Annotated in this window: 12 protein-coding genes; 6 read left to right on the forward strand and 6 right to left on the reverse strand. The window is 38.4% G+C overall.

Going from position 1 to position 15,236, the window contains the following annotated elements; translation table 11 throughout:
* Nucleotides 1-59: 59 nt before the first annotated feature.
* From WFN33_RS12095 to WFN33_RS12105, 3 genes are read right to left on the reverse strand one after another with little or no spacing between them, the layout of a single operon-like run.
* Nucleotides 60-1,220 (reverse strand): alanine racemase, encoded by a 1,161-nt coding sequence (locus WFN33_RS12095; protein ID WP_336953383.1) that lies wholly within the window; start codon nt 1,218-1,220, stop codon nt 60-62.
* 52 nt (nt 1,221-1,272) lie between these two features.
* Complete coding sequence (locus WFN33_RS12100; protein ID WP_336953384.1) at nt 1,273-2,586, reverse strand: D-arabinono-1,4-lactone oxidase; 1,314 nt, start codon at nt 2,584-2,586, stop codon at nt 1,273-1,275.
* A 12-nt stretch (nt 2,587-2,598) separates the two neighbouring features.
* Complete coding sequence (locus WFN33_RS12105; protein WP_336953385.1) at nt 2,599-4,353, reverse strand: neutral/alkaline non-lysosomal ceramidase N-terminal domain-containing protein; 1,755 nt, start codon at nt 4,351-4,353, stop codon at nt 2,599-2,601.
* Between the two features lie 122 nt (nt 4,354-4,475).
* Here WFN33_RS12105 and WFN33_RS12110 point away from each other — a divergent pair, with 122 nt between their 5' ends.
* The 5 genes from WFN33_RS12110 (at nt 4,476) to WFN33_RS12130 (ending at nt 12,283) form a co-directional block, all read left to right on the forward strand.
* The gene (locus tag WFN33_RS12110; RefSeq protein ID WP_336953386.1) at nt 4,476-5,531 is read left to right on the forward strand and encodes an AraC family transcriptional regulator; all 1,056 of its coding nucleotides are present in this window, start codon (nt 4,476-4,478) and stop codon (nt 5,529-5,531) included.
* Nucleotides 5,532-5,765: 234 nt separating this feature from the next.
* On the forward strand, nt 5,766-7,412 hold the full coding sequence (locus WFN33_RS12115; protein WP_336953387.1) for an acyl-CoA synthetase: 1,647 nt from the start codon (nt 5,766-5,768) through the stop codon (nt 7,410-7,412).
* Between the two features lie 238 nt (nt 7,413-7,650).
* Nucleotides 7,651-8,169 (forward strand): hypothetical protein, encoded by a 519-nt coding sequence (locus WFN33_RS12120; protein ID WP_336953388.1) that lies wholly within the window; start codon nt 7,651-7,653, stop codon nt 8,167-8,169.
* Nucleotides 8,170-8,506: 337 nt separating this feature from the next.
* Nucleotides 8,507-10,309 carry an acyl-CoA dehydrogenase C-terminal domain-containing protein gene (locus WFN33_RS12125; protein ID WP_336953453.1) on the forward strand — a complete coding sequence of 601 codons (1,803 nt, stop codon included), beginning with the start codon at nt 8,507-8,509 and terminating at the stop codon, nt 10,307-10,309.
* A gap of 192 nt (nt 10,310-10,501) precedes the next feature.
* Nucleotides 10,502-12,283 (forward strand): acyl-CoA dehydrogenase C-terminal domain-containing protein, encoded by a 1,782-nt coding sequence (locus tag WFN33_RS12130; protein WP_336953389.1) that lies wholly within the window; start codon nt 10,502-10,504, stop codon nt 12,281-12,283.
* 520 nt (nt 12,284-12,803) lie between these two features.
* Here the strand turns inward: WFN33_RS12130 and WFN33_RS12135 are convergent.
* Both WFN33_RS12135 and WFN33_RS12140 read right to left on the reverse strand, forming a co-directional pair.
* On the reverse strand, nt 12,804-13,430 hold the full coding sequence (locus WFN33_RS12135) for an FMN-binding negative transcriptional regulator (RefSeq protein WP_336953390.1): 627 nt from the start codon (nt 13,428-13,430) through the stop codon (nt 12,804-12,806).
* 8 nt (nt 13,431-13,438) lie between these two features.
* Nucleotides 13,439-13,852: an ADP-ribosylation/crystallin J1 gene (locus WFN33_RS12140; RefSeq protein WP_336953391.1), complete on the reverse strand. Its 414-nt coding sequence runs from the start codon at nt 13,850-13,852 to the stop codon at nt 13,439-13,441.
* 176 nt (nt 13,853-14,028) lie between these two features.
* Here WFN33_RS12140 and WFN33_RS12145 point away from each other — a divergent pair, with 176 nt between their 5' ends.
* Nucleotides 14,029-14,523: a phosphate-starvation-inducible protein PsiE gene (locus WFN33_RS12145; RefSeq protein WP_336953392.1), complete on the forward strand. Its 495-nt coding sequence runs from the start codon at nt 14,029-14,031 to the stop codon at nt 14,521-14,523.
* A gap of 161 nt (nt 14,524-14,684) precedes the next feature.
* Here the strand turns inward: WFN33_RS12145 and WFN33_RS12150 are convergent, their stop codons facing one another.
* A complete protein-coding gene (locus WFN33_RS12150) occupies nt 14,685-15,179 on the reverse strand; it encodes an RcnB family protein (RefSeq protein ID WP_336953393.1) in 495 nt (164 codons plus the stop codon).
* Nucleotides 15,180-15,236 lie beyond the last annotated feature (57 nt).

Raw genomic sequence — 15,236 nt, forward strand, 5'->3', positions numbered from 1 at the left:
TCTTTATTCTGATTTAAATTGTACTTTTGATTATCCATCGACTCTCCCTTTTTAGCAAATTACTCTCTTAAGGTTTCCCACGCTTCAAAATCTCGATTTTTATAACAATATAATTTATGAAATTGAGGAATAATCGCTTCGCTTTGCGTGGGTCTTAAAAATACAAAATCATCAACAGCTATTTCAGTATTTTTAGGCACATTAACCATTTCTTGATTGGTACTTCGCCCATAAAGTGCATGCGGATGAATCCCCCGCGGATAAACATAATGGGCCATCCAATATCCACCATACACAAATAAGGCTTTAGAGCTATGTGGTAATTTATCTAAAACGGCTAATCCAGGTAACTGGGTAAATGGCAGCACTTTTAAAACAGGGGTTGAAATCCATAGTGCAGCTTGTAAAACACTTAAACCATCACTGTCAAAGTCACTTGGTTTGAGTAACATAGAGCCAAAAGAAAGATCATTACAGACACTTTGCTCCACGTGGAGGTAAAATGTAGGGCTACCGCCACCGTTAAAACAAAGATTAGCTCGCCATAAATGTGGAAATTGCTGTTGAATAATATTTTTATAATTTTGATAAATGTCTTGTGAATCTCGATAGGCAACATCAATCTTTTTAATCACTGAAGGCAGCTTCGTCACATGAGCATCATACCCCATCAAGCCAGCAAGTGCTAAATACTCAGGATGTTGCTCAATCAATCTTAATATTTCGATCAGTGCAAAATCAGAACGAACACCACCGCGATGTAAACCCACATCAATTTCAATATTGATTTTAAGCTTTAAACTAAACTGTTTTGCAACATCAAGATATTGTAATAAACGTGCTTTAGAATCAATTAACCATTGTATATCGGCTTGTCTGCAATTTTGATTCATCGCATAAAAATGCTGAACTATACTCACAGGCATCGGTTTCCCAAACAATACATCTGCATCCGAAAAGTTCTCAAGGATGGGGGAAAGCTGTGGCATGTGAAATAGCATAAATCGTTGAGTCGAAAGCTTTAGACTAATGTTTTTTAATAATGCTAAGCATGCCAAAGACTTTACCACGAGGCGTGGTTGCAAATGGCTAGCGTATTTAAGCTTTTTGGCAACGTACTGTAGATTTTGTTCAAGCGCCTGATCATCAACAATTAATCGAGGTAATGCACCATTTGACTGTTTTAAATCACGATTTAATTGCTCAAAAAAGTTGTTCATAGTCTACCTTTATGGTCTATTTTAGTTTTACCCATTCACTTAATTTTATCCATTATTCAGATAAGAATAGCTTTTCTAAATAAGGATTTAAAAACTTTCCGCTTGGATCAAGTCGTTCTCGCAACTGCATAAAGGCATCCCACTTAGGGTATAAGGTCTGAAGTTGTGTTGCTGTCATACTATGCATTTTCCCCCAATGTGGTCGTCCCTGATAATGTTGCAAAATCGACTCAACTTCATCAAATAATTGTCTAGGTGCTTGCTTATGATATTGGTGTACTGAGATGGAAATAGAGTCCCGCTGATAAAACGGACTCAACCAAATATCATCACCTTTGACAAATCGAAACTCCACAGGGAAAAAGGTTTGTATTTTTGAGTTTTTTAGCGCTGCTAGAACAGCTTGCAAACATTCCACACCCAATTCAACTGGAACCTGATATTCCATTTCATTAAATTTCGTTTCACGCGGTGTCGGGAAAATCTTGCCTGACCAATCAACAAATGTGCTTGGCTTAATAAAAACGCCTAAGAGCTTTTGTAGTTTTGGATTCAATGCCGGAAAAGATTTGGTTAACTCGCAACATAAGGTTAATAACGCATCTTCAGATGGCCATGATTCAGTTCTTGGTTGAATCTCATCTTCAGTAATATCTAAGGTTTTTAAAATCAACTTATCTGCATGAGAAAATGCAAAACACTCAATATGCCGATATTGTGCTTTCCATTGGTCAATATTTTGAATAAAGTCTTGGACCGCGCACAGTCTAACTTGCTCTTTGAGTTTATAACGTGGTTTATTTTGCATGGTGATTTTAGTCAAAATCCCTAAACTCCCTAAAGACACTCGTCCTGCAGCAAAAATATCTGGATTTTCATGGTGATTACAATGAAGTGTTTCTCCTGATGCTGTGAGTAATTCAAATGCTTGTACATAACCGGAAATGCAATATAAGCCTATGCCAGTACCATGTGTTCCTGTTGAAACAGCACCAGCTAAACTTTGCTGGTCAATATCACCCTGTTGCATTAATGACTGTTGCATCGGTTCTAAATATTGCCCTAAATTAAATAATCGTGTTCCCGCCCAAATACTGGCTTGAGCAAATTCAGTATTGACTTGATCCACACCAGAAAGACCATCCAAAGACAGCAATGTTGCATTAGTACACACCAAAGGTGTAAATGAATGACCTGCTCCCACCACCCGAATCTTTGCTTGGGTTTCGACAATGTGTTTTAACTCGTCAAGACTATCAGGCTTTAAAATCAGCTCAGGGTGAGACTGTTGATAGCCCGACCAATTGTTCCATTTTTGCTGATTTGATTTGTGCTTGTTTGGTGCTTGATTAATCAACTGATTCATAATGCTCATCCTTTAGCGTACAGCAGTTTTTAAATTGCCGTGATTTGTTCTTTTTTCTATTTCGTGTAGTGGAATCGTTGATGGGCGTGTGACTTGATCATATTCGCGTTGAGATTTATCTAGATTTAACTGCGCTGCTAATTGCCAAAATTTGTACTGAATTGCAGCATGTGTCCATTGGCCATATAAGGTATGTGCACCTTCATAAGCTTGTTGCTGATATTCTTCATTGGTGGTGATATAGCCCATATAATCATTGCAATAAGACACCAAACCAACCTTTGAAATACCCCGATAGATTGCAAACTGTTTTGTCACAGTCTGAATCACTCGTTGCCCTGCTGTTGTAGTTATTTCTCCGGGGCAACAAATCAAGGCCAATTGACCAATTTGGATTATCTGTAGCGGAATAACACTCGGAACCAGTGGGCTATCTTGAATGGCACCAGCTTTGACTTGGCGATTCATTTCTGCAATTAAAGGATCAAAAATACTTGGGGGAAAATCTAAATGTTGACCCAACAACTGATTGTCAGGACTTTCTAAAACAATCTCTTTCGGGAATTGTGAGTCATAGAGTGCTTTATATTTGCTGTAATGTGGAGAATTCGAGTTTACTAAACGTTGCTTACGTACTCGCTTAGCCAGTAAAGACATCACTTTAAGAATCGCTTTAGGTGTCCCCTTACCATCTATAGGCGTTCCCCCAAAGAAGCCGACACCATGACAAGCTGCACTGGTTTTAGCCCCTTGGATCCTCTGACTAAATTCACTTGGCACATCAACTTGACTCAGGTCTACATAGGATAAAACAGCATCGATACCACCTTGGAGTAAACATGCTTCCATTACTATGTTGGTATTTTTTTCAATCGGTGTAGTCAGTGCTTTAAGCGCAATTTCACTTTGAAAACGCCCATTTTGCTCAGCATATTGATATTCTTTTTCACCCTTAACTTTCTTGCGAATCGCATCTTGTTTAGGACCATGAAAATGTGGCGATACATCACCTGCTGTTGCTTGTGCAAAAATTGCAACAGGTTGTTGAATGCCTTGTGTTAATAAGTATTGCTCACTTAATGCCGAAGCATAGCCTTTATTATCACCATCATGTGCTTTGAGTTGGCTACTCAAACATGTTGCATGCACCCCAAATAATGAAATAAAAGAACATAATTGATCGTCCCGATAAAAACCTATTAATTGCATTTCACGGTTTAAGGCGAGATGAGTTTCTGCTTCGGTTCTTTGAATCACATCTGGGTTACGATTATAAGCCTGCAAGGATCTATTCCATGCCACAGGAATATCGTGAGGAAATTGACAACATTGATAACGAATTTCAGTTTCTTTCTCTGTGCCTATAGCATTGGAAATACTGAGCATGACCGCATTAACCACAGTTTCGAGATGCTCTGCTACAAAACCCGGAGTCGGCATATTATATAACGCTTCATACGCACAACCGCCTGGCCCAGAGTGAGTATGCGTTGCCATCAATACCAAATGCTGTTCATTAAATTGGTCTGTAAATTTTTGCTTTAAGCGCTCAACAACGCCGCTTCTTATCGCATATGTAATACAACCAAAATCCAGACAACAAAAAATAATCGGCTGTTCTAAAGCTAAACTACGAATACTAAATGATCGAGCAAACAAAGCTGTACGCTTTTCATAAGCACGATGCGACCACATACCATAACCAAACATGGCATAACCTTGCGGCTGAATGTTTATTTCTTGCTTATCCCACCCCACCATAAACATATGCGATCATCCTTTATCTTTTTTATATCAGCGAACACGAGAAGTAGATTGAATCTTAATCAAAAATATGCGATACCAACTAGGGTAAAAGCAACAATAATATGGGGGGCGAAGCGGACTTTATGAGCTTGCAGCAAAAGGAAATTGCCAATTCTCAATTTTATATTCCACCAATGATATTGACGAGTTTGATTCATTATGCCGAACAACGACACTGGCAATATGACATTTGGTTTACAGCACAAAATTTAGATTTGGAAAAAATTCGCCAAGGGCATGGTTTTGTTGGTTTTTCAGAACTATGTGAGGTTATTCATCTCGCAGTTAAAGATACTCAGCAACAAAATTTAGGTTTATTGCTGGGCAGTAGTGAAGGTCAGATTTCAATTGGTATTTTGGGCTTTGCCATGCAAGCCTGCAAAACAGTAGCTGAAGCATTGGAGACCGCACTGCACTATCATCCCATTTCAGGTAGTGTCTTAGATTTAACCGTCAATCTTGTTGATGATTATTGTGAAATTGAACTTTCTGAGCGAAGTAACTGTGGTGAGCTAAAAGCATTTTTCTGTGATGAAGTATTTGCCAGTATTATTACCTGTGTCAATATGATGCTAGACGATAGCTATGAGTTGGTGAGTCTGGAACTTAGCTACGATCATTCAGCATACCTCAATGATTATAAAAGAATTTTCAATTGTCCGATTTATTTTAAATCGACTAAAAATATTATCAGATTTAACAAAACACTCTTGTCGAGAAGACTCAAAAACTATAGCCCTGTCAATTATCAAAGCGCAATTCTGATTTGTGATCAAGCTTTAAAACAATTTGATCAAATGAATCAGCACAGTTTGGCAAAGGTATTAGCACATTTGATTGAAAGCCATCTACCTGAACGCTTTGATATGCAACTAGCAGCGCAATATTTTCATTTTAGCGAACGTCATTTACGGCGTTTACTACTCAATGAGGGGCTAAATTTTCAGTTATTAAAGCAACTGGTCTTAGAAAAAAAAGCCAAACAGTGGATTGAAGAAAATCAATCGATTAGTGAAATCAGTTTCAATCTTGGTTTTAGTGAGTTAAGGGAATTTCGTCGTGCATTTAAAAAATGGACTGGATCTTCGCCAACGGAATACAAAAAAGCGAAACTGATGGGTTCAGTTATTCGTATTTAAATGATGAGATTTTAAATAAGATTCTGAATAAAATCAGGATTAATATTTACATCAAATGTCCAAAATATTAATTTAATTCAATAAATTAAATATTACAAAATATTTAAACAATGGTAAAGATGTCTAACGATGCATATTTAGCTGAAATACTCGACTAAAGCCTAAATGAATTCTTACAGGCTTATGCATATCTTTTAAACACGGAAATTAGAACAAATATAGATGGAGCTAAACATGGTTAGTGCCTATGATCAATTACCACGTACCCCTGCAAACTTTGTAGCATTATCACCTTTACGTTATCTAGAACGTGCAGCCTACATTTATCCAAATCAAGATGCGATTGTACATGGCGCTCGTCATATCTCTTGGCGTGATACCTATACCCGTTGTCGTCAATTTGCCCATCAATTACAAAATCTTGGGATTCAAAAAAACGATACTGTTTCTGTTCTTTTACCCAATATCCCTGCGATGGTCGAAGCACATTTTGCAGTACCCATGGCTAGCGCTGTTTTAAATACCCTCAATACTCGTTTAGATGCCAAAACCATTGCATTTATGTTAGAACATGCTGAAACCAAAGTCCTTTTGGTTGATCCAGAGTTTGCGGCTTTAGCTAAAGAAGCTGTAGCGCTTATTGATCAACAAATCTATATCATTGATGTTGCAGATGAGGAATACGAAAATAATGAGGCTACAGCGCGTATTGGTCAAATTGAATATGAGGAATGGCTAAAAGGTGGCAATGCAGATTTTGAGTGGCATTTACCTCAGGATGAATGGGATGCGATTAGTCTAAATTATACCTCAGGGACCACAGGCAATCCAAAAGGAGTGGTTTATCACCATCGTGGCGCTTATATCAATGCTGCCAGTAACATCATTGCCTGCGGTATGACGCCACGTTGTAAATATTTATGGACACTTCCGCTATTCCATTGCAATGGGTGGTGTTTTGCTTGGACTGTTGCAGCCAATGGCGGTACCAATATCTGTTTACGTAAAATTGATCCTAAGTTGGTTTATCAACTCATTGATCAATACAAAGTTGACTATTTCTGTGGTGCACCGATTGTCCTTTCAATGTTGATCAACACTCCAAAAGAGCAACAAATTAAATTTAAACATCATGTAGAAGTAATGGTGGCTGGGGCTGCACCGCCTGCGGCAATTATTGAAGGAATGCATCATATCGGCATTCAAGTCAATCATGTCTATGGTCTCACTGAAACTTATGGCCCTTCTGCATTATGTGCCTCTCAAGCAGGTTGGAGTGAACTGTCTATTCAAGAGCAAGCTCAACTACACTCGCGCCAAGGTGTACCTTATCCATTACAAGATGGTATGCGTGTGTTGGATGCTGAAACGATGCAACCTGTGCCTAATGATGGCAAGACCATGGGAGAAATCATGTTCCGTGGCAACATCGTCATGAAAGGCTATTTAAAAAATACTAAAGCCACAGAAGAAGCCTTTAAAGGTGGCTGGTTTCATACCGGTGATTTAGCGGTTTGCCAACCTGATGGTTATGCAAAAATTATGGACCGTTCAAAAGACATCATTATTTCAGGCGGTGAAAATATCTCATCTTTAGAGGTTGAAGAGGTTCTTTATACTCATCCTGCAATTATGACAGCGGCAGTGGTTGCGCAACCCGATCCGCGTTGGCAAGAAGTTCCTTGTGCCTTTATAGAACTTAAACAAGGTGCAGAGACCACACCTGAAGAGGTGATTGAATTCTGTAAACAGCATTTGGCACGCTTTAAAGTTCCTAAAAGTGTAGTGATTTGTGAGATTCCAAAAACATCGACAGGTAAATTGCAAAAATTTATCTTACGTGACTGGGCAAAAGAGCGCTCAGTGGGCGAGTTTAATTAGACTACCCGTTTGAATCATCCAATTTACCCTCCTCTTCCCAGTAAAAATAAACGACTGTTTTTATTTAGAAGGTCATCCTAGAGAAAGAGGTAAATTGCTGAAAGAATAAAATAAATTGGTAAAAATGGGCTTAAAACTTTAATTTCTCATTTCTCGACTTCATTTTAGAAATTATGCTTTTCTTGTCGCTTATTGATAGCATCATTAAAACTTTTTGATCATTTAAACATAGTAAACGATGAATAAACTTCGTACAGAAATAGAACCCGATTTTGAAACAGCACAACAACTTTATCCAACTGTGTTCAAATTGATTACCAATTACATAGACTATTGCGATGAGTTTGGTGATGAAGATTCGCTTGAATATCAAAAACTCAGTGAAACACTTACAGAAATTACCAGTAAAGACATTTCTCAATATGAACTTTGGGAGTGGTGGGAAGCCGAAGGTATTGAAAATTTAAGCTTTGATATTTGCCTACCTGAGCCTAAAATCATCCACAATATTTCAAAACAAGAACTTACTGAAATTGTCCAGCGGATTAAAAGCTCAGATTTTAATACTCAACACGCAAATGATTTCATCAATGCTTTTTACCTCCGCACCATTTTCTCAGGCGGGTATTTTTATAACTTTTTAAAACTCAATTTTAAAGCATTTAAACATCAATTGTTTCAACGTAATAAAGATCAAGCAGGACGATACTTTGAATATTCGGTAGAAGACATTGTGGATCGGCTTTGGAGTCAATGATTGCCATAAAAATATCACCATCAACAAAACATGCAATTCGTCTATTGGTTTAAATCATTGAGAGGCATATTTTGACTGGCATTTTATTGGACACAAGTTTTTACGATTTTGACTATTTGTATCCTTATTTTTCAATGAAAAGTGTTTACACTCAATATACTTACAGCTTTCAAGCCTTTTTTCTTTGACTTTACAGTCACAGAGAATTAACCATGAAATACTTGTACGTCACTATAAGATGTTGCACGATGTAGCGGAACAAATATGTGTTATAGAAGACACACGTCGTATTTATGAAGATTATAAATCTGGTTTAACCAGTATTGAGGAAACCGATATGCCACAATACAAAGCACCCTTACGTGATATGCACTTCGTTTTGCATGAGTTATTAAATGCTGAAGAACATTACGCGAAACTCCCTGCATTCCAAGAAACCGTAAGCCGTGAATTGATTGATCAATATTTAGAAGCGGGCGCGGATTTCTGTGAAAATGAATTATCTCCACTTAACCAAATCGGTGACAGTGAAGGCTGTAAATGGAATGATGGTGTAGTCACCACACCTACAGGCTTTAAAGCAGCCTATGACAAATATGTAGAATTAGGCTTCCCTTCTCTTTCAGTTCCAGAAGAGCATGGCGGTCAAGGTTTACCTGGTTCTTTAGCAACAGCTATTTCTGAAATGGTGGGTGCGGCAAACTGGGCGTGGGGTATGTACCCAGGTCTTTCACATGGTGCGGTTCGTACGATTGAGCATCATGGTTCTGCTGAGCAAAAAGCAACATATTTACCTAAACTTGTTTCAGGTGAGTGGACTGGTACTATGTGCTTAACAGAATCTCATGCAGGTTCTGACTTAGGGATTATCCGTTCTAAAGCTGAGCCACAAGCAGATGGTAGCTATGCAATCTCTGGCGAGAAAATCTTTATCTCTGCTGGTGAACACGATATGGCGGAGAACATCGTTCACATCGTCTTGGCGCGTTTACCAGGTGCTCCTAAAGGTACTAAAGGTATCTCGTTATTCATCGTACCTAAGTTCAATGTAAATGCAGATGGTTCTATTGCAGACCGTAATGCAGTTCGTTGTGGTTCAATTGAACACAAAATGGGTATCCACGGTAACGCAACGTGTGTGATCAATTTTGATAACGCAAAAGGTTTCTTGATTGGACCTGAAAACCGTGGTTTACATGCAATGTTTACCTTTATGAACACTGCACGTATTGGTACTGCTGTTCAAGGTTTAACAGCATCTGAATCATCTTTCCAAGGCGCACTTGCATATGCGAAAGATCGTTTAGCAATGCGCTCACTTTCTGGTCCTAAAGCACCAGAGAAAGAAGCTGATCCAATCATTGTTCACCCAGCTGTACGTAACATGTTGATGACGCAAAAGGCATTTGCTGAAGGTGGCCGTGCATTGGTTTACTTCTTATCTCAATATGCAGATATCGTAGAGCAAGGTGTCACTGAAGAAGATCGTAAATTTGCTGACAACATCTTGTCATTATTAACACCAATTGCGAAAGCGTTCTTAACTGAAACAGGTTCTGAATCAGCGAAACACGGTGTACAAGTATTTGGTGGTCACGGCTTTATTTCTGAACATGGTATGGAGCAAATTGTACGTGATACACGTATCTCTTGCTTATACGAAGGTACAACTGAAATCCAAGCACTTGATTTGTTAGGCCGTAAAGTATTGGGCACGCAAGGTGCAATGTTGAAAGACTTCACCAAGATCATCCATAAATTTGCTGAAGCAAACAAAGACAATGCTGAACTGAAAGAATTTGTTGAACCACTTGCTGCTCTAAACAAAGAGTGGGGTGATTTAACCATGCAAATCGGTATGAAAGCAATGCAAAACCCGGATGAAGTTGGCGCAGCTGCGGTTGACTACCTATACTTCTCTGGTTATGTAACACTTGCATTCTTATGGGCTCGCATGGCGCTTGTTGCACAACAAAAGCTTGCTGAAGGTTCTACTGAAACTGGCTTCTATAATGCAAAAATTAAGACTGCGCGTTTCTACTTCAAGAAAATCTTACCACGTGTTCGCTCACATGTTGACGTGATCGCGGGTGGCTTAGATCCATTGATGTCATTAGACGCAGAAGACTTTGCATTCTAATTAGAATGTCGAGTTAGGCATTTAAAAAACTGTACTCAAGAGTGCAGAAATAGAGAAAGGACGGTCATAGCTTTGGCAGTCCTTTTTCTTTATAAATAGAGCGTTATTTACTTAGACCATCTAACAACATACATGTTTGTTGGTTAAACTGATCTAAGTCTACAGATTCAAACAATAAACAGGTGAACGAACATGCCAATTTATAATGCGCCACTTGCAGATATGAAATTCATTCTGAATGACGTTTTCAATGCAGAGCAATTCTGGCAAGCCAACGAAAAGCTTGCACATGTTGATGCGGCAACGGCTGAAGCAATTTTAGAAGAAATGGCTAAATTTGCACAAAATGTTACGCTTCCTTTAAACCGTACAGGTGATGAAGAAGGCGCTCATTATGAAAATGGCAAAGTCACGACACCTGCTGGTTTTAAAGAAGCATTCCAACAATATGCTGAAGGCGGTTGGATTGGCCTAGGTGCTGAAGAGGAATGGGGCGGCCAGGCAATGCCAAAAATGCTGACTGTACTTGCAGATGAAATGTTATTTGCTACCAATCCATCATTCATGCTCTACCCGCTTCTCTCTGTCGGTGCTGGTATGGCGTTAAACAGCTATGCATCTCAAGAGCAGAAAGAAACTTATTTACCTAAAATCTATTCAGGTGAATGGTCTGGAACGATGTGTTTAACTGAACCTCATGCAGGTACAGATTTAGGGATTATCAAAACTAAAGCTGAACGCAACCAAGATGGTACGTACAACATTACTGGTACTAAAATCTTCATCACTGGTGGTGACCATGATCTTGCTGACAACATCATTCACCTTGTTTTAGCAAAAACACCTGATGCACCTGCGGGTTCACGCGGGATCTCACTCTTTATCGTGCCTAAATTCCTTGTTAATGCTGATGGTTCATTGGGCGAACGTAATACAGCGGGTCCTGGTTCAATTGAACACAAAATGGGAATCAAAGCGTCTGCAACATGTGTCATGAACTTTGATGCAGCCAAAGGCTTCCTTGTTGGTAAAGAAAATGAAGGACTAGCAGCGATGTTCGTGATGATGAATTACGAACGTTTGTCGATGGGTATTCAGGGCCTAGGTGCTTCTGAATATGCATACCAAAATGCAGCACAATATGCGACTGATCGTGTACAAGGTCGTAGTGCAACAGGTGTTAAATCACCAAATAAACCTGCTGACAGCATCCTTGTACATGGTGATGTACGTCGTATGTTGCTCAATGCGCGTGCCAACAATGAAGCTTCTCGTGCATTTGCTGTTTACGTTGGTCAACAACTTGACATTACTAAATTTTCAACCGATCCTGAAGCTGTAGCGAAGGCAAATAATCGTGTTGCGTTATTAACACCAATTGCTAAAGCCTATTTAACGGATACAGCTTTTAATGCCACGATTGACGCGCAAATGGTGTTTGGTGGCCATGGCTATATTCGTGAATGGGGTATGGAACAATGTGTTCGTGACTTACGTATTGCACAAATCTATGAAGGCACCAATGGCGTTCAGTCACAAGATTTAATTGGTCGTAAAACAATTAAATGTAATGGTGAATTCATTGCTGAATATATTGAAGAAATCCGTGATTTTGCCAATGGTCTAGATACAGACTTAAACTTCATTAAAGATGCGACTTTAGATATTGCAACTGAAGTAGATATGATTACGCAGCATATTTTAGAACGGGCTAAAGAAAATGCTGATTTCGCAAATGCTGCGGCAGTAGAGTATTTACATGTCGTTGGGTTATTAAGCTTCTCTTATATGTTTGCTCGTATTGCCAATGCTGCAAAAAATAAGCAAGGTCAATTCTACCAAGACAAACTTGCATTGACTCATTACTTCATCCAACGCCTCTTGCCTGATTTAAATGCACGTGTTGCTAAAATCAAAGCAGGGGCAGAAGTTATTATGAATTTCAGTGAAGATTATTTTACGAATCAGGCTTAATTTCATCATCAACTGAAATAAGACATTAAAACGCCCGATCATTCGGGCGTTTTTTTATTTACAACTAATGCTTTTTTTTAGAACATTTACTGTTCTATAGTCAAACCACCTAATTATTCATACAAGTAATTTCTATCAAGTCATTGATCAGAAATGAAATTTACGTTTTTGTATAAACTTTTAGAAACTGTTGATTATCGATTCAATTTTGTACTTTTGAATCCTAGATGATTATCCTACCGTGGAGCGACATGGATGTCGCTGTTGGGTGGGAGTACAGGACGTACCCCTCGCCCATGAGCAAAAACAAAGCACTGCTTTGTTTGCAGCGCAAGGTTTGGCATCGCCTACGCAAAGCAATTTAAACTTTGGTTGTAAGATGTGACATTGCAAGCTTTTTATACTCAAACAATTTTATTTTTCCATACAGTTGATTTAATTAAAAATATTAATTAAGAAAAATTATATCGTGTGGCTATAAAAGTTGACCGCAATATAAATCAAGTTGCATCAGAAAATCTTACTTTGGATAAAACTTCCGAATTGATTCAGCCATCTCTGGATTTTGGGTTTGCAAAGCATTTGCTGCACTTGTGGCATCCACAGCACTGCGATTTTGACTGACTTTAAATTTTCCTAAGATTGAATCTATTTCGATCTCAATCGCCACAATTTTTTCTAATTGCTCTTCGATATAATCATTCGGCGCATCCCCCATTTTCCAAGGTACAATCTGTGGTGCTTCATGCTGACGTGTCAATCGCGCCAAAATACCCCGCAAATATTTTTCATCATCTATTTTTCGAATTGTTCCCTTCACATGCACAACACGATAATTCCATGTCGGTACTTCCCGATGATGCTCAAATTTTCCTGGATACCAACTCGGTGAAATATAACTTTGCTCAGCATGGAAAATCACATAAGCCGATTCAACCTGTTCTAACAAGTTAAATAAAGGATTGGCTTTGGCGATATGTCCACGTAACAATCCAGACTTGCCAGCTGAACGATCCAATTCAAAAGGAATATGATTCGCTTCAATTTCACCGTCATAAGTAACCATCAAACTTCCCAATGGATTCTGTTCAATTAAATCGAAAAGTTCAGTGAGATTCTCTTGTTTAAAATGAGTAGGAAGATACATGTTTTTTCCTAATACTCTTTCGAGCCATCTGGGCTGGTTTTAAATATTTCAGGTAATTCAGCATTTTCAGTAAAAGCTTCACCTTTAAAAATATTAACCACTTCAATTTCCCCTATAATTTGCTGATTAAACTCGTCTAGTCGCTCAGCTGGGATCCATAACTCCTGACAAAAATCATCACCAACCGTATGTACTTCAAACTGAGCCAGATACTCATCATTCAATTCAAACCGTGTGACATAGCCAATATAACCACTTGCTTGATCTTTGGTATTCCAATCTAAAGCAATTTTTTCAGCATACTTCTGATTTAAAACAGGATAGAAAATAGGTTGCCAATACAATCTTGGTGGGAAATTTTTAAAGCCACTCTTTTCAATCAATTGATATTCAAAAAGTCCAATTGGTCGGTACAAATACATTGTTATTCCTTTAATTGTATTGAAAATAATCTATCTATAGACTAATCAGGTGAAATGATCAATTTCTTAATTAAATAGTTGTTATTTATTCGCCATAAACATTTTACTTCACTTTTCATGTGCATGAAATTTGCATAGTGTTTAATGATAAAGAACACACGCAAATGGAGGATGTTATGAATAAAGATCCACGTATAGAAAAAATAGAAAACCTCCTCGATAAATTGGGCAATATTGCAGTAGAAGCATTTCATTATATTGCGTTGTTTATCATTGGCTGTATGATCGCTTGGTCAGCGGTACATACAATTATTGAAATTTTAACCATGAAACAATACGCCAGTATTGATGATATTTTGTTGTTATTCATCTATTTGGAATTAGGCGCAATGGTGGGGATCTATTTTAAGACCAATCACATGCCTGTACGTTTCTTAATCTATATCGCAATCACCGCACTCACGCGATTACTAATTTCAGATATTCAGCATGACCATAAAGCCGATATGGATTTAGTGATTATCACAGGGTCAGTTTTAATCTTAGCCATTGCAATTTTGATCGTGAGATATGCTTCTTGGACATATCCTTCTGTTATTCGTGATAAGCACACTGAAAAATCATTACCACACGGTAAAACACCGCGACCAGAAGACGATGAGTTGGCTTAGTCTGCCCCCTCTCCTCTTAATCTAAACCTAAGCCCTTCTTCCTAAGCAAAATCAAAACAATACTTTATTGGAGCGCAAAACAACAAGGAGAAGGGGCTTTTTAATATGTTAAAACTCTTGTACGCATTCATATTGATCATAATGACGTTTTTAAATCATGTTCAACGATTATTAGGCACTTGTAAATAACGACCATTTTGGAAAATCCAATGCATACCAACCTGAGGATCAGGTAAACCATAACGGCGCCAATCACTAATTAAGGTGTATTGTGAGCTTTCTATATGACCGCCCTCTCCATTTACATAACCATAGCTAGTACCGGAATACTCAGTCTGAGTTGGAAACTGGTGATTATAAATAATCGTCACACCATTTTGTGGTGGGTAACTTGGATATGGGGCATTTGGATGCGGATAGGGCCTATTTGGATAACTTGGGTACGTTGAGGAATGCTGGTATTGAGGTCGAACAGGAATCTCCTGTGACATTTGGCGGCCATATTGATCTGTATATTTATAGGTCGTTGTTGGATATTTCTTTTGAGGCCGCTCAACACTGCGATAATTCGCCCAATCTTTAGCGTCTGCCCATGTCATTGTTGAAGTTGCTGAAAGCATCAACATCAAGACACTTAAACTGAGTATCTGTTTCATTTCAACCTCCAAACTTGAACGTATACACAACAGCTTAATATATCATTCAAGATAAAT

It is taken from the genome of Acinetobacter sp. AS167 (genome assembly GCF_037152175.1).
Lineage (GTDB): Bacteria > Pseudomonadota > Gammaproteobacteria > Pseudomonadales > Moraxellaceae > Acinetobacter.

What these genes read in the sequence shown, in the direction of transcription:
- WFN33_RS12130 (WP_336953389.1), top strand. Translation starts at nt 10,502, where the DNA reads ATGCCAATTTATAATGCGCCACTTGCAGATATGAAATTCATTCTGAAT.
- WFN33_RS12110 (WP_336953386.1), top strand. Translation starts at nt 4,476, where the DNA reads ATGAGCTTGCAGCAAAAGGAAATTGCCAATTCTCAATTTTATATTCCA.
- WFN33_RS12105 (WP_336953385.1), bottom strand. Translation starts at nt 4,353, where the DNA reads ATGTTTATGGTGGGGTGGGATAAGCAAGAAATAAACATTCAGCCGCAA.
- WFN33_RS12120 (WP_336953388.1), top strand. Translation starts at nt 7,651, where the DNA reads ATGAATAAACTTCGTACAGAAATAGAACCCGATTTTGAAACAGCACAA.
- WFN33_RS12150 (WP_336953393.1), bottom strand. Translation starts at nt 15,179, where the DNA reads ATGAAACAGATACTCAGTTTAAGTGTCTTGATGTTGATGCTTTCAGCA.
- WFN33_RS12140 (WP_336953391.1), bottom strand. Translation starts at nt 13,852, where the DNA reads ATGTATTTGTACCGACCAATTGGACTTTTTGAATATCAATTGATTGAA.
- WFN33_RS12095 (WP_336953383.1), bottom strand. Translation starts at nt 1,220, where the DNA reads ATGAACAACTTTTTTGAGCAATTAAATCGTGATTTAAAACAGTCAAAT.
- WFN33_RS12145 (WP_336953392.1), top strand. Translation starts at nt 14,029, where the DNA reads ATGAATAAAGATCCACGTATAGAAAAAATAGAAAACCTCCTCGATAAA.
- WFN33_RS12125 (WP_336953453.1), top strand. Translation starts at nt 8,507, where the DNA reads ATGCCACAATACAAAGCACCCTTACGTGATATGCACTTCGTTTTGCAT.
- WFN33_RS12115 (WP_336953387.1), top strand. Translation starts at nt 5,766, where the DNA reads ATGGTTAGTGCCTATGATCAATTACCACGTACCCCTGCAAACTTTGTA.
- WFN33_RS12100 (WP_336953384.1), bottom strand. Translation starts at nt 2,586, where the DNA reads ATGAATCAGTTGATTAATCAAGCACCAAACAAGCACAAATCAAATCAG.
- WFN33_RS12135 (WP_336953390.1), bottom strand. Translation starts at nt 13,430, where the DNA reads ATGTATCTTCCTACTCATTTTAAACAAGAGAATCTCACTGAACTTTTC.